The sequence below is a fragment of the Allobosea spartocytisi genome (assembly GCF_014764685.1).
GTDB classification, from domain to species: Bacteria; Pseudomonadota; Alphaproteobacteria; order Rhizobiales; family Beijerinckiaceae; genus Allobosea; species Allobosea spartocytisi.
Map to the genome: position 1 here is coordinate 1 of NZ_JACXWY010000014.1, position 22,917 is coordinate 22,917.

21 protein-coding genes are annotated in these 22,917 nt (G+C 67.1%); 9 read left to right on the top strand and 12 right to left on the bottom strand.

Going from position 1 to position 22,917, the window contains the following annotated elements:
- Both IED13_RS19515 and mbfA read left to right on the top strand, forming a co-directional pair.
- On the top strand, window positions 1-396 hold a 396-nt coding region (locus tag IED13_RS19515; RefSeq protein ID WP_210323687.1), incomplete at its 5' end, for a DUF2076 family protein.
- A 117-nt stretch (window positions 397-513) separates the two neighbouring features.
- Window positions 514-1,470 (top strand): iron exporter MbfA, encoded by a 957-nt coding sequence (mbfA, locus tag IED13_RS19520; protein WP_038361255.1) that lies wholly within the window; start codon window positions 514-516, stop codon window positions 1,468-1,470.
- A gap of 12 nt (window positions 1,471-1,482) precedes the next feature.
- Here mbfA and IED13_RS19525 read toward each other — a convergent pair whose 3' ends face one another.
- Together IED13_RS19525 and IED13_RS19530 are read right to left on the bottom strand one after the other, a co-directional pair.
- Window positions 1,483-2,292: a L,D-transpeptidase gene (locus IED13_RS19525; protein ID WP_112763361.1), complete on the bottom strand. Its 810-nt coding sequence runs from the start codon at window positions 2,290-2,292 to the stop codon at window positions 1,483-1,485.
- 172 nt (window positions 2,293-2,464) lie between these two features.
- Window positions 2,465-3,907 (bottom strand): lipopolysaccharide biosynthesis protein, encoded by a 1,443-nt coding sequence (locus IED13_RS19530; protein ID WP_191125175.1) that lies wholly within the window; start codon window positions 3,905-3,907, stop codon window positions 2,465-2,467.
- 171 nt (window positions 3,908-4,078) lie between these two features.
- Here IED13_RS19530 and IED13_RS19535 point away from each other — a divergent pair, with 171 nt between their 5' ends.
- The 3 genes from IED13_RS19535 to IED13_RS19545 all read left to right on the top strand — a co-directional run bounded on the left by IED13_RS19535 (window position 4,079) and on the right by IED13_RS19545 (window position 6,243).
- Entirely contained in the window at window positions 4,079-4,843 is a 765-nt protein-coding gene (locus IED13_RS19535) for a sulfite exporter TauE/SafE family protein (RefSeq protein ID WP_191125176.1), read from the top strand.
- 63 nt (window positions 4,844-4,906) lie between these two features.
- Complete coding sequence (locus IED13_RS19540) at window positions 4,907-5,404, top strand: GNAT family N-acetyltransferase (RefSeq protein ID WP_191125177.1); 498 nt, start codon at window positions 4,907-4,909, stop codon at window positions 5,402-5,404.
- Window positions 5,401-6,243, top strand: coding sequence for a DMT family transporter (locus IED13_RS19545; RefSeq protein WP_038361245.1), 843 nt, complete (start codon window positions 5,401-5,403; stop codon window positions 6,241-6,243). The genes IED13_RS19540 and IED13_RS19545 overlap by 4 nt, the downstream gene beginning before the upstream one ends.
- Here IED13_RS19545 and IED13_RS19550 read toward each other — a convergent pair.
- Both IED13_RS19550 and IED13_RS19555 read right to left on the bottom strand, forming a co-directional pair.
- Window positions 6,230-6,712, bottom strand: a complete 483-nt coding sequence (locus IED13_RS19550; protein WP_038361243.1) for a PaaI family thioesterase — start codon at window positions 6,710-6,712, stop codon at window positions 6,230-6,232. The two genes, IED13_RS19545 and IED13_RS19550, sit on opposite strands and share 14 nt — an antisense overlap.
- Window positions 6,713-6,857: 145 nt before the next feature.
- Window positions 6,858-7,325, bottom strand: coding sequence for a MarR family winged helix-turn-helix transcriptional regulator (locus IED13_RS19555; protein ID WP_162720090.1), 468 nt, complete (start codon window positions 7,323-7,325; stop codon window positions 6,858-6,860).
- A gap of 219 nt (window positions 7,326-7,544) precedes the next feature.
- On the opposite strand from IED13_RS19555, the gene groES reads away from it, so the two are divergent.
- The 4 genes from groES to IED13_RS19575 all read left to right on the top strand — a co-directional run bounded on the left by groES (window position 7,545) and on the right by IED13_RS19575 (window position 13,300).
- Window positions 7,545-7,832 (top strand): co-chaperone GroES, encoded by a 288-nt coding sequence (gene groES / locus IED13_RS19560; protein ID WP_038361241.1) that lies wholly within the window; start codon window positions 7,545-7,547, stop codon window positions 7,830-7,832.
- A 48-nt stretch (window positions 7,833-7,880) separates the two neighbouring features.
- Window positions 7,881-9,518: a chaperonin GroEL gene (groL, locus tag IED13_RS19565; RefSeq protein ID WP_038361239.1), complete on the top strand. Its 1,638-nt coding sequence runs from the start codon at window positions 7,881-7,883 to the stop codon at window positions 9,516-9,518.
- 310 nt (window positions 9,519-9,828) lie between these two features.
- Window positions 9,829-10,938: a branched-chain amino acid ABC transporter substrate-binding protein gene (locus IED13_RS19570; RefSeq protein WP_112763356.1), complete on the top strand. Its 1,110-nt coding sequence runs from the start codon at window positions 9,829-9,831 to the stop codon at window positions 10,936-10,938.
- A gap of 268 nt (window positions 10,939-11,206) precedes the next feature.
- Window positions 11,207-13,300, top strand: a complete 2,094-nt coding sequence (locus IED13_RS19575; RefSeq protein ID WP_191125178.1) for an ABC transporter ATP-binding protein/permease — start codon at window positions 11,207-11,209, stop codon at window positions 13,298-13,300.
- A gap of 156 nt (window positions 13,301-13,456) precedes the next feature.
- Here the strand turns inward: IED13_RS19575 and IED13_RS19580 are convergent, their stop codons facing one another.
- The 8 genes from IED13_RS19580 to IED13_RS19615 form a co-directional block, all read right to left on the bottom strand.
- Window positions 13,457-13,942, bottom strand: a complete 486-nt coding sequence (locus IED13_RS19580) for an META domain-containing protein (protein ID WP_038361233.1) — start codon at window positions 13,940-13,942, stop codon at window positions 13,457-13,459.
- A gap of 151 nt (window positions 13,943-14,093) precedes the next feature.
- Window positions 14,094-15,083, bottom strand: a complete 990-nt coding sequence (gene hisG / locus IED13_RS19585) for an ATP phosphoribosyltransferase (protein ID WP_191125179.1) — start codon at window positions 15,081-15,083, stop codon at window positions 14,094-14,096.
- Window positions 15,080-16,192 carry an ATP phosphoribosyltransferase regulatory subunit gene (locus IED13_RS19590; RefSeq protein ID WP_191125180.1) on the bottom strand — a complete coding sequence of 371 codons (1,113 nt, stop codon included), beginning with the start codon at window positions 16,190-16,192 and terminating at the stop codon, window positions 15,080-15,082. Before IED13_RS19590 ends, hisG begins: the two co-directional genes overlap by 4 nt.
- A gap of 135 nt (window positions 16,193-16,327) precedes the next feature.
- Window positions 16,328-17,902, bottom strand: coding sequence for a histidine--tRNA ligase (hisS, locus tag IED13_RS19595; protein WP_142020230.1), 1,575 nt, complete (start codon window positions 17,900-17,902; stop codon window positions 16,328-16,330).
- 307 nt (window positions 17,903-18,209) lie between these two features.
- On the bottom strand, window positions 18,210-19,583 hold the full coding sequence (gene glcF, locus IED13_RS19600; RefSeq protein WP_191125181.1) for a glycolate oxidase subunit GlcF: 1,374 nt from the start codon (window positions 19,581-19,583) through the stop codon (window positions 18,210-18,212).
- A gap of 3 nt (window positions 19,584-19,586) precedes the next feature.
- Window positions 19,587-20,222 (bottom strand): DUF2585 domain-containing protein, encoded by a 636-nt coding sequence (locus IED13_RS19605; RefSeq protein ID WP_191125182.1) that lies wholly within the window; start codon window positions 20,220-20,222, stop codon window positions 19,587-19,589.
- Complete coding sequence (locus tag IED13_RS19610) at window positions 20,222-21,409, bottom strand: FAD-binding protein (RefSeq protein ID WP_191125183.1); 1,188 nt, start codon at window positions 21,407-21,409, stop codon at window positions 20,222-20,224. The genes IED13_RS19605 and IED13_RS19610 overlap by 1 nt, the downstream gene beginning before the upstream one ends.
- The gene (locus IED13_RS19615; RefSeq protein ID WP_112763348.1) at window positions 21,406-22,842 is read right to left on the bottom strand and encodes an FAD-binding oxidoreductase; all 1,437 of its coding nucleotides are present in this window, start codon (window positions 22,840-22,842) and stop codon (window positions 21,406-21,408) included. The genes IED13_RS19610 and IED13_RS19615 overlap by 4 nt, the downstream gene beginning before the upstream one ends.
- Between the last annotated feature and the right edge of the window lie 75 nt (window positions 22,843-22,917).

A 22,917-nucleotide genomic window follows, 5' to 3' on the forward strand; every position in this document is an offset into this window, starting at 1 on the left:
CCCGGCCCCTGGAGCAACCAGCCCCAGCAGCCGGCCGCACGTGGCGGCGGCTTCATGGCCAGCGCGCTGACGACCGCGGCGGGCGTGGCCGGCGGCCTCGTGCTCGGCAATGTCCTGACCAACGCTTTCAGCGGTCACGGCGCCGCGGCAAGCGGTCTCGCCAGCTCGGTGAGCAACTTCGGCTCGGGCTCGAGCGGCACGAACGCCCAGCAATCCGCCTACGAGCAGGGGGCAGCCGACCAGTCCGCCTATGATCGCGGCGCGGACGACCAGGCGCGCACCGACAGCACTGCCGACAGACAGGATGTCAGCCAGGCAAATTACGACCAGGCGGATGACGACGACGATCCGGGTTACGACGACGGCGGCAACTCGGACGACGACAGCTGGGTCTGACAGCTCCCTGAACGACCTTAAAGCCCGCCTCCAGGAGGCGGGCTTTTTGCTGCCGAAGGGCTTCACAAGCCGATGCGCCGAGGATAGGTTAGAATAATTCTAATCTATGGATCCGCCATGAAGCGCCTCGACGATCTCGACGAAGCCGAACTCCTTGCCCTCGCCGTCGCCAGCGAGGAGGAGGACGCGCGAATCTATCTGACCTTCGCGCAGAGGCTGCGGGCCAACTATCCCCACTCCGCCGCGATGTTCGAGGAAATGGCAGCCGAGGAGAGCGGCCATCGCCACCAGCTCCTGGCGCAGTATGAGAGCCGGTTCGGCACCGAATTGCCGCTGATCACGCGGCAGGACGTCAAAGGCTTCCTCAAGCGCAATCCCATCTGGCTGCATGAGGACCTGCAGCTCGAGGCGGCGCGTCGCCACGCCGCCGTGATGGAGGTCGAGGCCAGCCGCTTCTATGCGCGCGCCGCCGAGCGGGCGCATGACACCGGCACGCGGAAGCTGCTAGCCGATCTGGCGGAGGCCGAGCGCGGCCATGAGAAGATGGCGGAACGGCTCGACGACGAGCTCAAGAGCTCGGGCGCGGCCGATGAGGAGGAGGAGACGCGCAAGCGCCTCTTCGTCCTGCAGATCGTCCAGCCGGCGCTGGCCGGACTGATCGACGGCTCGATCTCGACGCTGGCGCCGATCTTCGCCGCCGCCTTCGCGACACATGATTCCTGGAACGCCTTCGTCGTCGGCCTCGCCGCCTCCATCGGCGCCGGCATCAGCATGGGGCTGACGGAAGCGCTCTCCGACGACGGCGTGGTCACGGGTCGCGGCCACCCCTGGGTGCGCGGCGCCGCCTGCGGCATTGCCACCGCCATCGGCGGGCTCGGGCATACCCTGCCCTATCTCATCCCGGATTTCTGGCTGGCGACGGCCATCGCCGGCGTCGTCGTCGCCTGCGAGCTCGTCATCATCGCCTGGGTGCGCTTCCGCTACATGGAAACGCCCTTCGCCTCCGCGATCGTCCAGATCATCCTCGGCGGCCTCGCCGTGCTGGCCGTCGGCATCCTGATCGGCAGTTCCTGAGGGCCGTCGCCCTCAGATCACGACGACCTTCGCGCCGACGCCGACCTTGCCGTAGAGGTCGATGACGTCGTCATTGGTCATGCGGATGCAGCCCGAGGAGACCTCGTGGCCGATGGTGTTCGGCTCGTTGGTGCCGTGGATGCGGTAGAGCGTCGAGCCAAGATAGAGGGCGCGAGCGCCGAGCGGGTTCTCGGGGCCGCCCGCCATGAAACGCGGCAGGTCGGGCCGGCGCTTGATCATCTCGGCCGGCGGCGTCCAGCTCGGCCATTCGGCCTTTCGCGTCACCGTCTTGGTGCCGGCCCAGGAGAAGCCGGGACGCCCGACGCCGATGCCGTAGCGCAGCGCCCGGCCGCCGGGCTGAACCAGGAAAAGGAAGCGGTTCGGCGTGTCGACGATCACGGTGCCGGGCCGATGCGGCCCGTCATAGGCGACCTCCTGCTTCCGGAAACGCGGCTCGACGACATAGGGGATGCCGGCCTGCGGCTCGACCGGCTGGCCCAAGGCCGCGACCTGCCGCCCGGGCTGCGGGCGGCGCGTTTCCGCGAAGGGATCGGCGCCGTAGCCGGCGGGCGCCTGCATCGCCTGGCCATAGGCATAGCCGCCCGGCCGGTTATAGACCGCGCCGCCACGGCTCGCGGGCGTCGGATCGCGGCCGGTCATCAGCATCTCGATGAAGCCGCCGCCATAGTTCGAGCGGCCGCGCTGCGCCTGCAGCATCGGATCGTCGGGGCCGCGATAGCCATATCCTTGCGCGGCGGCGGGATCGGCCACGGCCAGACTGCCGGCGACAGCCAGACAGGAGAGGATGAACGCTCGACGCATGACACAACTCTCTCAACGGAAAGACTTGCCCGAAAGCCTGCGGAACGGTCTCGAAGGAATGGTGAATCGTTGACTCTTTCGGCCTGAAACAGGGCCGAAAGGCGCGAATTCGCGGAATTAACCTTAGTGCCTTGCCAAGAGACAGGGTGAAGGAAAGCTTTCCGCGTGCAGGTCAGGCAGAACCGCGCGGAGGCCGCGTCTTGCGGGCAAGCCAGCGCAACCTGAGCCCGGTGCGCCAGCGGGCGACGTCGCAGGCGAGGATGATGGCAGCGTAGACGAGCCCACCCAGCCCGATCTGGAGGATGAGTTCGAGCACCGGCGGCAATTGGTTCCGCAGCGGCCAGATCGCCAGCGCCATGACGGCTCCCGCGAACAGGACGCAGGCGATATCGCGCGGCGGCGGCGCTTTCGGCAGGGAGCGCAAGGCGACGAGAGCCGTCACCAGCAGCACGACCAGGAATCCCGCGCTCTGCGCGATGGCAAAGCGCGAGGGCGACGCGGTGCCGAGCAGGCCGGAGACGAGGGCGAGATTCACCGCGAGCCCCGCGAGCGCGACGATCGCCGCGATCAGGGTTCGCTTCTGGAGCAGGAAAACCGGATAGATCGCCGCCTGGAACAGGGCGATGGCGGCGAAGCCCGGCAGCAGCAACGCCATGTAGCCCGCGAAATGGCCGCGGAACGTCGCCGGGACGAAAAGCGCCTCGAAGGCCGGCAGCACGAGCCAGAAGCCGAGCGCGGCGGGCAGGACCACGGCCAGGACGAGCACCATGTTGCCGGCGATCCGCTTCTGGGCGGCGTTGCGCCCGCGCGTCTCGTCGAGGCGGATCACCTCGCGCAACAGCACGATCTCGAGCATCGACGCCAGCATCGGGAAAAGCCTGAGGCCGATATCGGAGGCGAGCGAGAAATAGCCGGACTCCGTGAGGCCGTGCGCCTCGGCCAGCAGGCTGCGATTGGCAAGCGGGATCAGCGAATAGACCGCATTTCCGGCGACGAGCGGCAGGCCGTAGCGCAGGAAGGCGCGTGCCAGATCCATGCGCGCCCCGGCGATGGCGAGCGGCCCGTCGGAGAGCCGGCCGCGCACGCTGAGCACCGAGGCGATGGTCCCCGCAAGCCCCGCAAGCAGCACGACCACCGGATCGCGCGTCAGCCAGGCGCCGCCGACCATCAGGACGAGCACGATGGCGGCGCGCACGGCGATCAGGCGGCCATAGGCAGCATCGAGGAAACGCGCCCGCGCGATGGCGCCGTGATAGTCGAACCAGCCAGCGCCGATCCCGGCCAGGACGGCAGCGACGAGCAGGGCCACCGGCACGCCACCATCGAAGCCCGCCAGCAGCACGATCCCGAGCAATCCGCACAGCGCCAGTGCGGCACCCGCAAAAAGCAGGTCCAGCGTGGAGCGGATGCCGGGATCGCTCGCGCGGGTCTGCGCCGTGTAGAAGCGCACGGCCGAGAGCTTCAACCAGTCGAGCGCCGCCGTGTTGACGAGGACGACCAGCGCCGCGCCGATCGCATAGAGGCCAAAAGCCTCGGGGCCGAGGAACAGCGCGATCAGCAGGCCGAGAGCGAAATTCAGCACCGCGTTGACGAGGAAGGGCAGCAGGACGGTCATCGCGTCTCGGTCATCCCCTTGTTTTCCCTCGCGACGCCCATGCGGCCAACGCCCTTGCGACTCGCCGACAAGTCGGGAAGCTCAGCGAAACATGGCGTAGCGGGGCGCGGATGGTTTTCCAAGCGGAAGGAGCCGGGTTGTGGCCGCGTCTCGGGCGAGGTCGGGGGCCTGATGCCTGAGCCGCTGTCCTTCTATCTCGTCGGCTGGGTGACGACGCTGATCATCGCCATCGGCAAGAGCGCCTTCGGCGGCGGTCTCGCCATCCTCGGCATTCCGCTGCTGGCGATGGTCACCACACCGCAGAACGCCGCGATCATGGTCTCGATGCTGGTCTCGCTGATGGACCTGATGGCGCTACAACGCTTCGGGCGCGACACCTGGTCGAAGCCCGACCTGGTCTGGTTGCTGCCGGGCCTCGTCCTCGGCATCGGGCTTGGCTATCTCGTCTTCATCCGGATCGACCCGCGCATCGTCAACCTGATGATCGGCGTCGTGACGTTGCTGTTCACCGCGCATTGGTTCCTGAGGGGGCGCCTCGCCCCGCCCGGCAACCGCCCGGTTTCACCGGTGCTGGCCCTCGCCGCGGGCACGGCCTCCGGCTTCACCACCTTCGTCGCCCATGCCGGCGGGCCACCCGTCGCGATGTATCTGCTCGCCCGCGGCCTGCCGAAAACCCTGTTCGTCGGCACGACGGTGGCGATCTTCACCCTCGGCAACTGGCTAAAGCTGCCGCCCTATTTCAGCCTCGGCCTGAAACATACCGAGGCGCTCTGGGGCGCGCTGGCGCTGGCTCCCGCCGTGCCGATCGGGATCTGGCTCGGGCGCGTGCTGCATGATCGGCTCGAGCAGAAGGCCCTGTTCCTCTGGTGCTACGCCCTGCTCGCAGTCGCCGCGCTGAAGCTCACCGCCGATGCTGCGCTCGCCCTGATGCGATAGCGGCATGGCGGAATGCGGCGGCCCCTCTAGGCGCGATACCGGTTTATCCCTAGAGCCGTCGTCATGACCGCGCTCCCGCCGATCCGCCTTGCCCGCGACACCGATTCCGAGCCTCTCGCCACGCTGATCGCGGCGAGCTTCGCCGAATATCCGAACTGCCATTTCGTCTGGGAGGAATTCCCGGAGTTGCGGCAGCCGGCGACGGCCTTCGCCAACAAGGGCGGCAAGCTCTGGATCGTCGACGCGCCGGATGGCGGCATCGCCGGCTCGCTCGGCGCCACGCCGCTGCCCGAGCAGAACGCCGTCGAGCTCACCAAGGTCTATGCCGACCCGGCCTTTCGCGGCACCGGGCTGGCGCAGGCGCTTTTCTCGGAGGCGCTGGCTTTCGCCAAGGCAGGCAACTTTGCCGAGATGATGCTGTGGTCTGACACGCGCTTCGCGCGCGGCCACCGGTTCTACGAGAAGCTCGGTTTCCGGCGCTGGCCGGGCGAGCGCTATCTCGCAGACGTCTCCGCCACCTGGGAATATCATTTCCGCAAGCCGCTCAGCTGCGTGTCATGACCTGGTCGACGGCGCTGCGCGCCGCCCTGGGCATCGCCCTGCTCACCGCCATGGACGCGGTGCTGAAGGGGCAGATGCACAAGCATCCCTTCGTGCTGGCGCTGTTCATGCGCTTCGCCATGGGCGGGCTCTGCGCGCTCGTCGTCCTGGCGATCGCCCGGCCCGCGAGGCCGACGCGCGACAGCCTGATCGGCAATCTCGCCCGCATCCCGCTGGTGGTGCTCACCGCCGGCAGCTTCTTCTATTCGGTCTCGGTGCTGCCGCTGGCCGAGGCGCTGACGCTCTCCTTCCTCGCCCCGGTCTTCGTCGCGCTGCTGGGCGGGCTTCTGCTCAAGGAGAAGATCGACAAGCGCGTGCTGCAGGCGCTCGCCTTCGGCCTCGCGGGCATGCTGGTGATGGTCTGGCCGCGGCTGCAGGGCCATGTCAGTGGCGCGGGGCTCGGCGTCGCCGCCGCCCTGTTCTCGGCCGTGAGCTATGCCTTCAACCTCATCCTGCTCAGGCGCATCGCGATGCGCGAGCACCCGACGGTGATCGTCGCCTTCCAGAATGTCGGCCCTGCTCTCTGCCTCGCCATCCCGGCGGCAACCGTCTTCGTGCCGATGGCGGCGATCGACCTCGCGATCTATCTCGGCGCCGGCATCCTCGGCGTCGCCGGTCATCTGACGCTGACCTCGGCCTATGCCCGGGCGGCGGCCTCGAAGCTCGCGGCGATCGAATACACCGCGCTGATCTGGGCGAGCCTGCTCGGCTTCCACCTCTTCGGCGAGGTGCCGCTCTACACGACCTATGCCGGGGCGGTGCTGATCGTAGCGGGAGCGGTGGCAGTCAGCCGGCGCTAGGCCTCGCCGGGAATACGACGCAGGTCTCGGTGCCATGCGCGAGCAGCTTGCCGCGCTCGTCGACGAGCTTGCCCTCGGTCGTGATGACCGTGCCGCCGCGATGGATCAGCTTGCCCTCGCAGCGGACCGTGCCGCTCTCCGGCATGACCGGGCGGACATAGTTCAGCTTCATCTCCAGCGTGGTGTAGCCCTCGCCCGGCTTCAGCGTCGCATGCGCGGCGCAGGCCATGGCGGAATCGAGGATCGTCGCCGTCCAGCCGCCATGGATCGTGCCGAGCGGGTTGAAGAAGCGCGGCGACGGCCGGCCGACGAAGACGACCCGGCCCTCATCCGCCTCGACCAGGTCGAAATCCATGGTCTGCGCGAAGGGCGGGGCCGGCTGCGAGCCATCGATGATGCCGCGCAGGAAGCTCAGGCCGTCGCCGGCGGTCAGCACTTCGCGGGACACCACTCCGAAGGTTCGATCCATGGCCGCTTCTCCAATCGTGTATCTGCACGATAGAGAGAGCCTGACTGTACCGTCAACCGGGCCGCCGGAGATCATGCCGCGAAAAGCGGGAGACGTGTTCTAAAGCCCTCATCCTGAGGAGTGCCGTATTTTTCAGGCAAGGTTCTTAGCGTGTCTCGCGTGCCGCGCGGCGCAGCGCCTTCAGCCCGTCGCGGGTCTCGCGCCAGCGCTCTTCGCCGAAGCCGCCCTCGATCTTGTCCTGCGCCGCCCGCCAGAACGGGATCGCCGCCGCGATCGCAGCCCGGCCCTTCTCCGTCACCGCATAGACGGAGGCGCGGCCGCGGCACTCGACCGGCTCGACCATGCCCTCGGCCGCCAGAAGCTGGAGATTGCGGGTCAGCGACGTCCGCTCCAGCGCGAAGCGCTCGGCCAATTCGGTGACCGACTTCCATTGCCCGGTGCTCAGCGCCGAGAGCAGCACGAACTGGGTGATCTTCAGCCCGCTCGGCCGCATCGCCTCGTCATAGGCGCGGGTGACGGCGCGCGCCGTCATGCGGATGTGCAGCGCCACGCAGGAGCGGGCGATCTCATCGAGACGGGGGTCGGGCGCGGGAGGGGTCGCGGATGTCGTCATGTCGCCATCTTAACGTGTTCTGCCCTTTACCGCAGCCGGAAGGCTAAGGGCTGCGTCCGGAGCGTTCACTTTATCGCTCGCGGCTTTCTTGACTCTCCGGACACCCGCGCCTATCTCCGCGCTATCTGTTAGCACTCCCAACAGGTGACTGCTAACAGCCTCCCCCGGGAGCCCATCAGCGGCGCCCGAAACGAATAAGACCGAGAGGAAGACAGAACCATGAAGTTCCGTCCTTTGCATGACCGCGTCGTGGTCCGTCGCCTGGATGGCGAAGAGAAGACCAAGGGTGGCATCATCATCCCCGAGACCGCCAAGGAAAAGCCCCAGGAGGGCGAGGTCATCGCCGTCGGTTCCGGCGCGCGCGATGAGGCCGGCAAGCTCGTTCCGCTCGACGTCAAGAAGGGCGACCGCGTCCTGTTCGGCAAGTGGTCGGGCACCGAGGTCAAGATCGATGGTCAGGACCTCCTGATCATGAAGGAATCCGACATCATGGGCGTCGTCGGCTGATAGCCGCCTGACCGCTCTCTTCCGTTTCAAGTTCAAGGAGTAGCTCTCATGGCTGCCAAAGACGTCAAATTCGGCACTGAAGCCCGCGACAAGATGCTGCGCGGCGTGGATATCCTCGCCAACGCCGTGAAGGTCACGCTCGGTCCCAAGGGCCGCAACGTCGTGATCGAGAAGTCGTTCGGCGCGCCGCGCATCACCAAGGACGGCGTCACCGTCGCCAAGGAGATCGAGCTTTCCGACAAGTTCGAGAACATGGGCGCCCAGATGGTCCGCGAAGTCGCTTCGCGCCAGAACGACCATGCCGGCGACGGCACCACCACCGCCACGGTTCTCGCCCAGGCGATCGTCCGTGAAGGCGCCAAGTCGGTTGCGGCCGGCATGAACCCGATGGACCTGAAGCGCGGCATCGACCTGGCCGTCGAGGCCATCGTCGCCGACCTCAAGAAGAACTCCAAGAAGGTCACGTCCAACGCGGAAGTCGCGCAGGTCGGCACCATCTCGGCGAACGGCGACGAGTCGGTCGGCAAGATGATCTCGACCGCGATGCAGAAGGTCGGCAACGAGGGTGTCATCACCGTCGAGGAAGCCAAGACCGCCGAGACCGAGCTCGACGTCGTCGAGGGCATGCAGTTCGACCGCGGCTATCTCTCGCCGTACTTCATCACCAACTCCGAGAAGATGATCGCGGAGCTGGACGACCCCTACGTCCTGATCTTCGAGAAGAAGCTGTCCTCGCTCCAGGCGATGCTGCCGATCCTCGAGGCCGTCGTGCAGACCGGCAAGCCGCTGCTCATCATCGCCGAGGACGTCGAGGGCGAGGCCCTGGCCACGCTCGTCGTCAACAAGCTCCGTGGCGGCCTGAAGGTCGCGGCCGTCAAGGCTCCGGGCTTCGGTGATCGCCGCAAGGCCATGCTCGAGGACATCTCGATCCTGACCGCCGGTCAGATGATCTCGGAAGACCTCGGCATCAAGCTCGAGACCGTGACCCTCCAGATGCTCGGCCGCGCCAAGAAGGTGCGCATCGAGAAGGAGAACACCACGATCATCGACGGCGCCGGCAAGAAGAAGGACATCGAGGCTCGCGTCGGCCAGATCAAGGCCCAGATCGAGGAGACCACCTCGGACTACGACCGTGAGAAGCTCCAGGAGCGTCTGGCCAAGCTCGCCGGCGGCGTCGCGGTCATCCGCGTCGGCGGCGCGACCGAGGTCGAGGTCAAGGAGAAGAAGGACCGCGTCGACGATGCCCTGAACGCCACCCGCGCCGCGGTGGAAGAAGGCATCCTGCCGGGCGGCGGCGTCGCCCTGCTGCGTTCGCTCCAGGCCGTCAAGTCGATCAAGACCGTCAACGACGACCAGAAGACCGGCGTCGAGATCGTCCGCAAGGCGATCATGGCCCCGGCCCGCCAGATCGTCGACAACGCCGGCGATGACGGCGCCGTCGTGATCGGCAAGCTGCTCGAGTCGAAGGACTACACCTACGGCTACAACGCCCAGACCGGCGAATACGGCGATCTGGTCAAGGCCGGCATCATCGACCCGACCAAGGTCGTGCGCACGGCGATCCAGGACGCGGCTTCGATCGCGGGCCTGCTGATCACCACCGAGGCGATGGTCGCCGACCTGCCGAAGAAGGAAGCTCCGATGCCCCCGATGGGCGGCGGCGGCATGGGCGGCATGGACTTCTGAGGAAGTCCAGACGCCCAAAGCGTCAAAGTGCCGAAGCCGGGCAAGCCCGGCTTCGGTGGCGGCATGGACTTCTGAGGAAGTCCAGCTTCTCGCAAGCTATCGAGAAGGCCCGGCGCAAGCCGGGCCTTTTTCGTTTGCGTGATTTTCCAAAGCAGCAAGCGAGGGAGCCGACGCTCCCCTGCGGCCATGCGTCCCAAGCGGCCCGCTTGGGAGCCGATGAGATGTCATCATCCCCTCTCCTCGCCTATAAAAGCGGCAAGCGCCTCCGCAACGGATGCGCGAACATGCAAAAACCGATCGGGAGAGGCCCATGAAGACCTCCAAATTCCTCACAGGCGTCGCTTTCACCGCCACGCTGCTGGCGTCGCAGATCGCTCGCGCCGACATCACCATCGGCCTGATCGCGCCGCTGACCGGCCCCGTCGCCGCCTATGGCGAGCAGGTCAAGAACGGCGCCCAGGCCGCCGTCGACGCCATCAACAAGAATGGCGGCGTGCTCGGCGAAAAGCTCGTGCTCAAGCTCGCCGACGATGCGGGCGACCCGAAGCAGGGCGTCTCGGCCGCCAATCTTCTCGTCGGCGACAAGGTGAAGTTCGTCGTCGGTCCGGTGACCTCGGGCGTCGCGATGGCGACTTCGGACGCGCTCGCCGAAAGCGGCGTGCTGATGGTGACGCCGACCGCGACCTCGCCGGCGCTGACCAGCCGCGGCCTCACCAACGTCTTCCGCACCTGCGGCCGCGACGACCAGCAGGCCGAAGTCGCCGCCGCCTATGTGCTGAAGACCCTGAAGGACAAGAAGATCGCCATCGTCCACGACAAGGGCACCTACGGGAAGGGCCTCGCCGACAACTTCCAGAAGGGCATCAATGCGGGCGGGCTCAAGGAAGTGGCCTATCTCTCGCTGACGCCGGGCGAGAAGGACCTCTCGGCCGTGATCACGCGCCTGAAGTCGGCCGGCGCCGAGGTGATCTATTTCGGCGGCTATCACCCCGAGGGCGGCCTGCTCTCGCGCCAGCTCGCCGATGCCAACGTCAAGGCGACGATCATCGGCGGCGAGGGTCTCTCCAACACCGAGTTCGCGGCAATCGGCGGTGACCACGCCACCGGCACGCTGTTCACCAACGCCACCGACGCACTGAAGAACCCGGATTCGGCGCAGGCCGTCGCCGCGCTGAAGGAGAAGGGCATCCCGCCGGAAGCCTTCACGCTCAACGCCTATGCCGCGGTCGAGGTGCTGAAGGCCGGCATCGAGAAGGCGGGCAAGGCGACCGACGCCTCGGGCACGGCCAAGGCGCTGCAATCGGGCATGCCGATCAAGACCGCCATCGGCACGCTGACCTATGGTAAGACGGGCGATCTGAGCTCGCCGAGCTTCTCCATGTACAAGTGGGACGCCGGCAAGATCGTCGCGGCGGAGTGAGACAGAGGGCGAAGCGGGTCATGTCCGCTTCGCCTTTTTTCGGGGCGCGGGTCATCCTAGGCAACCTCAGTTTGACCCGGGATGACCTCTCGATTGGAGCGCTCCGGGTGGCCGCAAACAGCCACCTCGCTGGGTAATATCACGCTGTTGTTCGCCTCTCCGGCGGATGACAATTTGCTCATCTGCGCGCGTTGCCATTGAAAGGCCATCGGCGCTGCGACATGGTCCGAATCGTGGCTTTCACCGTTTCCCGCCAGGATTTCAGCCCATGCGTCTGTTGAGCATTCTCGTCGCCGTGATGGCGGCCGCCGCGCTGGCGGTCGGCGCTTCGGCCCAATCGGCCGCCATCATCGGCATGGGCGTCATCGGCCTGCTGTTGGCGGTGGTGACCTTCCGCTCCCCGGCGCTGACGTTCTTCCTGCGCATCTTCTCCGGCGTCTTCGCCATCGAATATGTGCTGTTCGGCGCGGCCGCGCTGCTCGCCCAGACCGGGCTGTGGCCGGCGCCCTTGGGCATTCCCGCGATTCCGACCAGCCTGCCGACCACGGTCGGCGTCTTCGGCGTCCTGATCTACGCGATCTCCTTCGTACCGGTGATCGCACGCATCTCGCGGCTCGCCTCGCCCTTCTTCGAAACCGACGAGGTGACCACCGCCAATCTCTGGCCGATCGGCCCCTACCAGATCCGGCTCGGACGGCTCGCCGTCGCGCTCCTCGTCTTCCTGGTCGTCATAAACCAGCTCCAGGTCGGCATCTCGCTCAGGATCTCGTTCTTCAGCCGCGACATGTTCGACTCGCTGCAGAACAAGGACGCGCCGAGCTTCTGGTATCAGATCTTCTGGGTGTTCGTGCCTTGGGCAACGATCTGGGTCGTCTCGAATCTGATCGAGCTGTTCGCCAACTACACGATCCTGATCCGCTGGCGGCAGTTCATGGCGCGCGAATACACCGAGCGCTGGCTCAGCCACGCCACGCATTACCGGATCGCCCTGGTCGGCAGCGTCGACAACCCCGACCAGCGCATCGCCGAAGACACGCGAGCCTTCGTCAACCAGACCTATAATTTCGCACTGCCTCTGCTCTCGCAGATCTCCACGCTGGTCTCGTTCTCGATCATCCTCTGGAACATCCCCGTCGCCTTCACCCTGCCCGGCACCTCCTTCGCGGTCCCCGGCTACATCTTCTGGGTGGCGTTCTTCTATGCGGCGGCGGCGACCTGGCTGACCCACCTCATCGGCCGCCCCCTGATCCGGCTCGAGTTCGAGCAGGAGAAGCGGGAAGCTAATTTCCGCTTCTCCCTGGCGCGCCTGCGCGAATATTCCGAGCAGATCGCGCTGATGGTCGGCGAGCCGACGGAGCGCAGCCACCTCGCCCAGCGCTTCCGCGATATCGTCGAGAACTTCTACCGGCTGGTCTGGCGCCGGCTGAAGCTCACCGCCTTCACCTTTTCCTACAACCAGGCCAGCGTGGTCGTCCCGACCATCATCCTGGCACCGTATTTCTTCGCGGGCACGATCACGCTCGGCATATTGCAGCAGGTCTCGGGCGCCTTCGACCGGGTGCAGACGGCGCTGTCCTTCATCATCAACAGCTACTCCTCGATCGCTTCCTACCTCGCTTCGATCAACCGCCTGACCTCCTTCGAGACAGCGATCGCCGATGCGCAGCACGGCGCGATCAGCGAGGAGGCGCTGAGCCGCGAGACGTCGCGCGACGGCGGCCTGCATGTCGGCAAGGCGGTGCTGTCGCTGCCGAACGGCCAGCCGATCGTCCGGTTCGAGCGGCTCGATTTCGGCCAGGCGCGCTCGACCCTGCTGATCGGCCCTTCGGGCTCGGGCAAGTCGACCCTGTTCCGTGCCATCGCCGGCATCTGGCCCTTCGGCGACGGCAAGGTCGGAATCCCGGCGGATGCGCAGATCATGCTGCTGCCGCAGCGCCCCTATCTGCCGCAGGGCTCGCTACGTGCGGCGCTCGCCTACCCGGCCGAGGAAGGCGCCTATGACGACGCCGCGATCCGCGCCGCCATGGCGAAGGTCAAGCTCGGCCATCTCGCCGACAGGCTCGACGAGGTCGATCTCTGGGGCCAGCGTCTCTCGGGCGGCGAGCAGCAGCGGCTGGCGGTCGCCCGCGCCCTGCTGAGCAAGCCGGACTGGCTCTTCCTCGACGAGGCGACCGCCTCGCTCGACGAGAAGCTCGAAGGCGAGATCTACGCGACCATCGACACGGAATTGCCGGAGACGCGCATCGTCTCGATCGGCCACCGGGCAACGCTGCGCGAGATGCACGATGCCATCGTGACGATGGAGCCCAATGCCGACGGCACCTTCACACCGACGCCGACAGAAAAGGCGCCGGTCGCCTGATCGTCAGCCCGAGAAGCGGCATGCGGTTTTGAGAGAGGCCGACGCAAGAACAAAGCCCAGCAACAGCGGACTGAACATCATATTCAGTCCGCTGTTGCTGGGCGATTGGCGTCGGGAGAATGGTCCGGTTGAGCCCGAGCCTGTCGGCTCAAGAACTCAGAGCGTGCGGCTGAGCACCAATTCGCCGGCGCTGCCCTTGAGCACCAGGCGACCATTGACCAGGTCCCATTTCTGGGTGGCGCGCAAAGTCGTGAGGAAGGAGCGCTCGAAATCGAGCAGCCCCTTGTCGCAGGAGCGCTTGGTCAGCGCGATCGGCCCGACCGCGAGAGCCTGCTGGCGCAGCGGATAGGCGGAGGCCGAGAAGGTATTGCAGCCGCCGAAGCCGGTGCCGCGCAGGTTTGCGTCGATCATCAGGGTGGCGCGGCGATCATAGACCGGCTTGCCGTTGAGTTCGATGACGCTCCAGCTCGCGCCGATCGGGAAGGTCTTCTCCTGCTGCGGCAGCGGAATCGCCGTGCCGCCACCGCCGAGCTCCTCGCGGGACGGCATCTGCTGGCGGCGCTGCGCGGCGGCCTCTCCCGGCATCAGCATCGGTGCAACCAGCGCAGCAAGGACGGCCGCAAGGCCAAGGCGTCGAGTCATCTTCGTCTTACCTGCATTCACGCGCGCGGCCGCCTCGATCCAGGATCAAATGGGCCGCGGACCCCTTCATGGTTAAACGCGTAGATGCCAATTGGTTCAGGATCAAGGCTGCTGCACCGGAAAGCGCACAGCCGGATGGCCGGTTATGCGTTCAGATCCGGGCGTCGAGCCGCTCCAGCAGCCGGTTCGCGCGGCGGAAGACATAGGTCGGCGCGGTGACGGTGATGTCGTCCGCACCCTTGCGGTCGAGCTCCTCGACCAGCGCGAAGACCGCCTTGTCCGGGCAATGCAGGGTCAATGGCGCCCCCGCGGCCGGGGCGCCAAAGGGCAGCCGCGCCCCGAAACGCTCGGTCAGCGCAGCCAGCGCCGACGCATCGAGGTCTAACCTGGCGCGGATTTCGCGGACCGTGCGCGCCTCCTCCTCCGCCGCGATGCGGGAGAGAATCGTCCTGGCGGCGGCCCTGGCGCGGTCGTCCCAGGGCGCGCGCGTCGAGGCGACCAGATTGGCTTCCGATGCGAGCATCACGCCATCGTCCAGCACCTTGAGCGCATTCGCCGCGAGCGTCGCGCCGGTCGTGGTGATGTCGACGACGATCTCGGCGGTGCCGGCGGCAGGGGCGCCTTCCGTCGCGCCCAGGCTCTCGACGATGCGGTAATCGGCGAGCCCATGCTCAGCGAAGAAGCGGCGGGTCAGGTTCACATATTTGGTGGCGACGCGCAGCTTGCGGCCGTGGCGGGCGCGCATGGTCGAGGCGACGTCATCGAGATCGGCCATGCTGCGCACGTCGATCCAGGCCTGCGGCACGGCGACGACGACATTGGCGTGGCCGAAGCCGAGCGGCGTGAGCATCTCCACCGCCGCATCGGCATCGGAGAGCTGCTCGCGAACCAGATCCTCGCCGGTGATGCCGAGATGGGCCGCGCCCGAGGCGAGCTGGGCGACGATTTCCGAGGCGGAGAGGAAGGCGACCTCCGCCCCCTCGACGCCTGCGATGGTGCCGCGATAGCCGCGCTCGCCGCTGGCCTTGACGAATTTCAGCCCGGCGCGGCCGAAGAAGGCGGTGGCGTTCTCCTGCAGCCGGCCCTTGGAGGGGACGGCGAGGACGAGAGGAGCGTCATTGGCTTGCGGCGCTTGAGTCATGGGGTCTCTCCCGCCAGACGGTCGAGCCAGAGGGAGGCGCCGACCGCGGGGATCGCGCGCTTCGCGCCGAGGCGCCCGAGCAGGTTGTCGTAGCGCCCGCCGCCCGCCACAGGCTTGCCGTCGCCACGCGCGGGATCGTGCAGCTCGAAGATGAAGCCGGTGTAATAGTCGAGATTGCGCGCAAAGCCGGCCGAGAACCCGATGGCGCCGACATCGACCCCGCGCGCGGCCAGGAAGCCGGTGCGCTCGTCGAAGGCGTCCAGTTCGCGGCCGAGATCGAGCGAGGCCTGATCGGCCAAGGCCCTGAGCGCGGCGGAGGCCGTATCGGGATCACCCGAGACGCCCAGCACCTGCGCCAGCAACGCCTTGACGTCGCCATTGATCGGATTCTCGCGTTCGGCGGCGCGGGCGAGGAAGCGCTCGGCGATATCGGCGGCGCTGCGCCCGCCGACCGTCGAGATGCCGGCGATGGAGAGCACATCCTCGACGAAGGCACGGGCGGCCTTGGGATCCTGCCCTTCCAGCGCCTTGAGCAGGCCGGCATGGGCGGCCTCGCCCTCGGCGAGCGGGGGATCGAGCGCCGCGACGGCCTGCGTCCCCCTGCCCTGCACGATGGCGCGCACCAGGCGCCGGCGTGCGCCTTGGGGCACGGCCAGCCGGTCGAGCAGCGCGCCGAGCAGCGCGACGTCACCCATCAGGATGCGCGGCGCCTGCAGGCCCAGCGCAGCGGTCGCCTCGATGGTGAGCCCCATGATCTCGGCATCGGCGGCGGTGAAATCGGCACGGCCGAAGGATTCGATTCCCGCCTGCTGGAACTCGCCGGGCTCGCCGGCGCGCATGCGGAAGACCGGGCCGGCATAGCCATAGGCCGCAGGCTCCGTCGAGCCCGAGGCGATGTGATCGAGCGCGACGGGGATGGTGTATTCAGGGCGCAGGCACCAGTCGCGCCCGTCGACATCCTGCGTCATGAAGATGCGGCGGCGGATATCCTCGCCCGACAGGTCGAGGAAGACGTCGGCGGGCTGGAGGATCGCGGGTTCGGCATGCCCATAGCCCTCGCCCGCGAAGAGCGCGATCACGGTCTCGATGCTGGCGCGGCTTGCGGGCACGGGTCGTCCTGTCCTGTTGCGAGCGTCGTCCTAGCAGCGGCGCGGAGGATTTTCGAGGGATTTGAGGGAAATGGGTGAATGGGAATCGAAGGGCTGACCGGAACCCTCTCCCGCAGGGAGAGGGTTCTCAGTGCCTCACGAATGTCGCGCCAGCACCCGCTTCACGCCCTCGACCAGTTCCGCTACGGGCACAGCGAACTGAGCCTCGGCCTGCTTGGCCTTGTGCTCGGCGGAATCCTTGACGTCGCGGCTGGCGGCGGCGAGTTCGGCGCCGAGGATCAAATCCTTGATGACGACGGTCCCTGCCTCGCGCTCGGACGAGCCCTGAATGACCGCGCAGATCGCGCCGCGCCGGTCGGCATATTTCATCTGGGCGTTGAAGCCGGAGGAGCCGAGATAGAGGTCAGCGCGCAGCAGCGGCTTGCCCTCGGCATCCTTGGCCTGGCGCAAGCCTGCGACCATCGCCTGATAGCCCGGCATGAACTCCGGCGACTTGTTGTCCATCGCCGTGACGACGACGAGAGGCAGTCCGTTCCTGCTATCGACGATGGGCGACTTCACCGCCTTCAGCGCCGAATAGAGCCTGGAAACGCCGATCGAGAAGCCGACTGCCGGCACGGGCTCGGGCCGGAAGCGGCCGACCAGCCCGTCATAGCGCCCGCCGCCCGCGACCGAGCCGAAGCGCACGATTTGGCCGTCGTCATTGGTGACCGGGAAGGTCAGCTCCACCTCGTAGACCGAGCCGGTGTAGTATTCGAGGCCGCGGACGACCGAGGGGTCGATAATGATCCGCCCGAGATAGCCGGCCACCGTGATCAACTCGCGGATCTGCTCCAGTTCCCCGATGCCGGCGCGGCCATTCTCGGCATCTTCGACAAGGCCGCGCAGATCGGTGAGAGCCTCGGCCGAGAGCTTGGCAGAACCTTCGCTGTCCTCGGCATTGGCTTTGCCCAGCTCCGCGAGCTTCTGGCCGAGCTCCAGATAGCGAATGATGCGATCCGTCTGCGCGGGGGACAGACCCGCCCCCTTGGTGAAGTCGCCGCTCTCATCCTTGCGACCGTCGCCGAGGAGCTTGCGGACCTCCTCGAGCGGGAACTTGTCGGCCTTGTCGATCGCGCGCAGCACGGTGAGGCGCACAGCGGGGTCGATGCCCGCCGCATCCATCACGCCGTCGAGCACCTTGCGGTTGTTGACCTTGACGACATAGTCGCCGCGCTTGATGCCGAGCGCCTCCATCGTATCGGCGGCGAGCATGCAGATCTCGGCATCGCCCGCGACGGTGCCCGAGCCGACGATATCCGCGTCGAACTGCATGAACTGACGGAAGCGGCCGGGGCCCGGCTTCTCGTTGCGGAAGACATAGCCGACTTGGTAGCCGCGATAGGGCTTCGGCAGCGCGTCGAAATTCTCGGCGACATAGCGAGCGAGCGGCGCCGTCAGATCGTAGCGCAGCGAGAGCCACTGCTCGTCATCGTCCTGGAAGGAGAAGACACCCTCGTTCGGCCGGTCCTGATCCGGCAGGAATTTTCCGAGCGCGTCGGTGTACTCGACGAAGGGCGTCTCGACTGGATCGAAGCCATAAAGGGCGAACTGCTCGCGGATGACGGAGAGCATGCGCTCGGTGGCGGCGACATCGGCCGGGCCACGATCGACGAAGCCGCGCGGCTGGCGGGCTTTCAGCTTGGCAGGGGCGGTCTTGTCGGCGGACATGGGCGAACTCGGAAAAACGGATTTCGTGTACACGAAAGGGGCTGGATGGCGGGTTAGACCGTACGGGCGCGAGGGGCAAGCGCGTTCCCTTCTCCCCTTGCGGGAGAAGGTGGCTCGGCCAAGCCGAGACGGATGAGGGGGTCGCGCCATCCTCAGCCGTCATTGCGAGCGCAGCGAAGCAATCCAGTATCGCAGAGCGCAATGTCCCCTGGATTGCTTCGTCGCTTCGCTTCTCGCAATGACGGAGAGTGCGGCGCGACCCCTCATCCGCCTACCGGCACCTTCTCCCGCAAGGGGAGAAGGAAGGCTATTCCGCAGCCGCGAGCCTCGTCTCTCGTAAAGGCCGATCCTCGATCCCTGCCCGCGCCAGCTTTTCCGGCAGTGGGCCCCCGGTCGCCCAATCCAGCAGTTCGGCGGTATGCACGACCGGCACGCCCGAGCCCTTGTCGGCAAAACCCTTCGCGAGCTGGGTCATGCAGCCGATATTGCCGGTCGCGACCAGCATCGGCTTCGTCCGCTCGATATTGCCGATCTTGCGCTCGCGCAGCTTCCCCGCGATCTCGGGCTGGAGGATGTTGTAGACGCCGGCCGAGCCGCAGCAGATATGCCCTTCCGGCACCTCCTTGACCTTGAAGCCGGCGCCCAAGAGCAGGCGCTTCGGCCCGTCCTTGAGCTGCTGGCCGTGCTGCATCGAGCAGGCGGAGTGATAGGCGATCGGCATCGCGACGTCGCGGACCGGAGCGAGCTCCAGCGTCTCCAGGAACTCGGTGACGTCCTTGGCCAAGCCTGAGACCTTCGCCGCCTTCTCGGCGTAAGCCGGTTCGTTGCGGAACATGAAGCCGTAATCCTTGATCGTCGTGCCGCAGCCTGAGGCTGTGATCAGGATGGCGTCGAGCCCCTCGCCCTCGATCTCCGCCGTCCAGGCGTCGACGTTCTTCCGGGCGAAGGCGAGCGCGTCGTGCTCCTGCCCCATATGGTGGACGAGAGCGCCGCAGCAGCCCTCGCCCTTCGGAAGCACGACCTCGACGCCATGGCGGTTGAGCAGGCGGATCGTCGCCTCGTTGATGGCGGGGTCGAGCACGGGCTGGGCGCAGCCGGAGAGCAGCGCGACGCGCTTCGATCGCTCGGCCGGCGGCGGGAAGCTTTGCGGGCCTTCCATCGCCGAGCGCGTCGGCAGGCGCGCGGGCGCCAGCGCCAGCATCGCCTTCAGCCGGTTGCCGACGACCGGGAGAACGCCGAGCACCGGAGCGAGCGGCTTGGCCGCCAGGGCCATCAGCATCGCGGCGCGGAAGCGGCCGGGATAGGGCAGGATCGCCGCAAGGACCTTGCGCAGCAAACGGTCATGCCAGGAGCGCGTATAGGTCTCCTCGATATGCGCGCGGGCATGGTCGACGAGGTGCATGTAGTTCACGCCGGACGGACAGGTCGTCATGCAGGAGAGGCAGGAGAGGCAACGGTCGATGTGCTGCACCACCTCGGCGGTGGCCGGCTTGCCGTTCTCCAGCATGTCCTTGATCAGGTAGATGCGGCCGCGCGGGGAATCGAGCTCGTCGCCGAGCAGCAGATAGGTCGGGCAGGTCGCGGTGCAGAAGCCGCAATGCACGCAAGTGCGCAGGATCTTCTCCGAGGCCGGCATGCGCGGATCGGAGGCGAGGCGCTCGGAGGTGAAGTTGGTCTGCATGGCTCAGGCTCCGCCCTGCCAGGCTTTGATCCAGTCCATCGGCCAGAGCAGCATGATGACGTTGAGGGTGAGGTTATCGCGGATCAGCCAGCCGACGATGAGCTCCATCGCCAATGCGCTGGTCACCGTCAGCCAGACCGGCGCGAGCCGCGCGACGAGAAAGCCCAGCACCATCGAGAGGATGTCGCTGACCGAGTTCAGGACGCTGTCGCCGTAATAGTCGAGCGAGATCGTCGCCGAGCGATAATGCTCGATCACGGCCGGCGAGTTCTCGGTGATCTCCCAGGCGCCTTCGATGATGATGGCGAGCAGCAGCGCCAGCCCGAAGGAGATCGGCAGGCCGGTGATGCGGCGCACCAGCCAGAACAGGCCATAGAACAGGAAGCCGTGGATGATGTGCGAGAAGGTGTACCAGTCGGCGATGTGCTGGGAGTTCTCGGAGGAGAAAACCTGCCCCTGCCAGAACTTCACATAGCCGCATTTGCAGATCGGTTCGCGGCCCATGGCCAACAGGATCACGGCGGCCGCCGCCACCAGCAGCAGCGCCAGCCCGGCGATTGCAAGAGGGCCGAGACGCCCCGGCGCCCAGCTCGGGCGCGGCGCGGCAAATTCGCTGGAAACCGGTTCGGCGAGCGCCATCATATCCCCGCATACATCCGGCCGGGCTCGAAGATGCCGGCGGGATCGAAGCTTTTCTTGATGCCGGCCGTCACCCGCATCAGCGGCTCGGCCAGCGGCTGGAACACGTCGACGGCGGCGCGGATCGCATCCGGCGCCCGGACCAGCGTGGCATGGCCGCCGAGCGGCTTCAACGCGGTGCGGATCGCGGCGGCGCCGGCATCGCCATAGGCGGGAACCGCGAGCCAAACCAGTCCGCCGCCCCAGTCGTAGAAGCAGCGTGCAGCCGGGATCATCCGCGCAATCGCAGCGGCGGCCTTCGGGCCGTTGGTCGGGGCGAGCGAGAGCCGCCAGACCGCGTCATCGCTCCCGGCGAAGAAGGCCGCATCGCGGATGTCGACCCAGAGCTCGGTCGGGGCTGTTCCTTCCAGCCGATCGGGCGTGCCATAGTCGCCGAGCAGCAGCGCGAGTTCAGCGGCACGGTAATCGATCGAGTCCGAAAAATTCTCCAGACGCAGCAGGGTCAGCGCCTCCTCGCCAGCGATCCGGGCCGGGAGATGCGCCGCCGCCATCGGCTCGAAGGGCGAGCCCAGCGCTTTCGCCAGCAGCGCAACTCCCACTTCGTCGGAGAGGCCGCGCCATTGCAGCGTCGCGATGCGCTCCGGCCGCGGCAGCACGCGGAAGGTCACTTCGGTCAGAAAGCCGAGCGTGCCGTGGCTGCCGCTCAGCAGTTTAACCAGATCGAGACCGGTGACGTTCTTCATCACCCGCCCGCCGGACTTGATCATCTCGCCGCGGCCATTGACCAGCCTGACGCCGATCAGGGAATCACGCGCGGCGCCGGCGTTGATCCGGCGCGGGCCCGAGACATTGCAGGCGGCGACCGCGCCGATCGTCGGCTCGCCCTCGCTGCCAAAGAGGGCGCGATGGTCCATCGGCTCGAAGGGCAGCATCTGGCCGCGCTCGGTCAGGGTTTCCTGCACGATCTGCAGCGGCGTGCCGGCGCGGGCGGCGATGACCATCTCGGCCGGTTCGTAGAGGGTTATGCCGGTGAGGCCGGCGCTGGAAAGCGTGCTCGCAGCCTGGGCGGGCCGGCCGAGGCCGGCACGCGTGCCGCCGCCGCGCAGGATCAGCGGCACGTTGTTGTCGACCACGGATTTCACGACGGCGCAGGCCTGCGCCTCGGTGGTGGGGGTGTGGATGGTCACGCCGCGACCCTGCCTTCCAGCGGGAACACCTTGGCCGGGTTGAGCAGCCACCCGGCATCGAACACCGCCCTCACCCGCATCTGCTGGGCGAGGTCAGTTTCGGTGAACTGGAAGGTCATCAGATCGCGCTTCTCGATGCCGACGCCATGCTCGCCGGTGAGGCAGCCGCCGACCTCGACGCAAAGCTTGAGGATGTCCATGCCGGCATCCTCCGCCTTCTGCGCCTCTACGGGATCGTTGCAGTTGTACAGGATCAGCGGGTGGAGATTGCCGTCACCGGCGTGGAAGACATTGGCGACGCGCAGGCCGTAAGCTTTCACGATCTCGTCCATGCGCTTGAGCACATAGGGGAGCTGGCCGGTCGGGATCGTGCCGTCCATGCAGATGTAATCCGCGATGCGGCCGGTCGCGCCGAAGGCCGATTTGCGGCCCTTCCAGATCGCCGCCGACTCCATGGCCGACTGGCTCTCCTTCACCGTCTTGACGCCGTGCTCGCGGGCGATCGCGACGATGCGGGCGAGCTGGGCGTCCATCTCCGCATCCGAGCCCTCGACCTCGATGATCAGCAGCGCCTCGACATCCATCGGATAGCCGGCCTTGGCGAAGGCCTCGCAGATCTCGATCGCCGGCTTGTCCATGAACTCCATCGCGACCGGGATGATGCCGGCGCCGATGATGGCGGCCACAGCCGCGCCGGCCTGCTCGCTGGTCGGGAAGCCGAAGAGCACGGGACGCGCTCCTTCCGCCGCGCGCAGAATGCGCACCGTCGCCTCGGTGACGATGCCGAGCTGGCCTTCCGAGCCGTTGATCAGGCCGAGCAGATCGTAGCCGGGGGAATCGAGATGGCCGCCGCCAACTTCAACGATGCTGCCGTCGAGCATCACCATGGTGACGCCGAGGACGTTGTTGGTGGTGACGCCGTATTTCAGGCAATGCGCCCCGCCCGAGTTCATGCCGATATTGCCGCCGATCGAGCAGGCGAGCTGCGAGGACGGATCGGGCGCGTAGAAGAAGCCCTCCGCCGAGACTGCACCGGTCACCGCGAGATTGGTGACGCCGGCTTCGACCCTGGCGATCCGGTTGGCATAGTCGATCTCGAGGATGCGGTTCATCTTCGAGACGCCGATCACCACGGCGTCCTCCTGCGGGATCGCCCCGCCGGCGAGCGAGGTGCCGGAGCCGCGCGGGACCACCGGCACGCCCTGTTCCAGGCAATAGCGCAGGACCGCCGCGACCTCCTGCGTCGTCGAGGGCAGGACGACCGCCAGCGGCATGCGGCGATAGGCGGTGAGCGCATCGGTCTCATAGGGGCGCCGCTCGTCGTCGCTGGTGATCAGGGCCTGCGGCGGAACGAGCCGGGACAGGCCGGCGATGATCGATTCGCGGCGGGCGAGAATGCCGGCATCCGGCTCCGGAAAGGCAATCGCGCTCATCTGTCCCTCCCCTCGCCCCGCGAAACACACGGCTCTGATTGCGCCGGAGACTAGACCAATTCAAGACCACTTGCA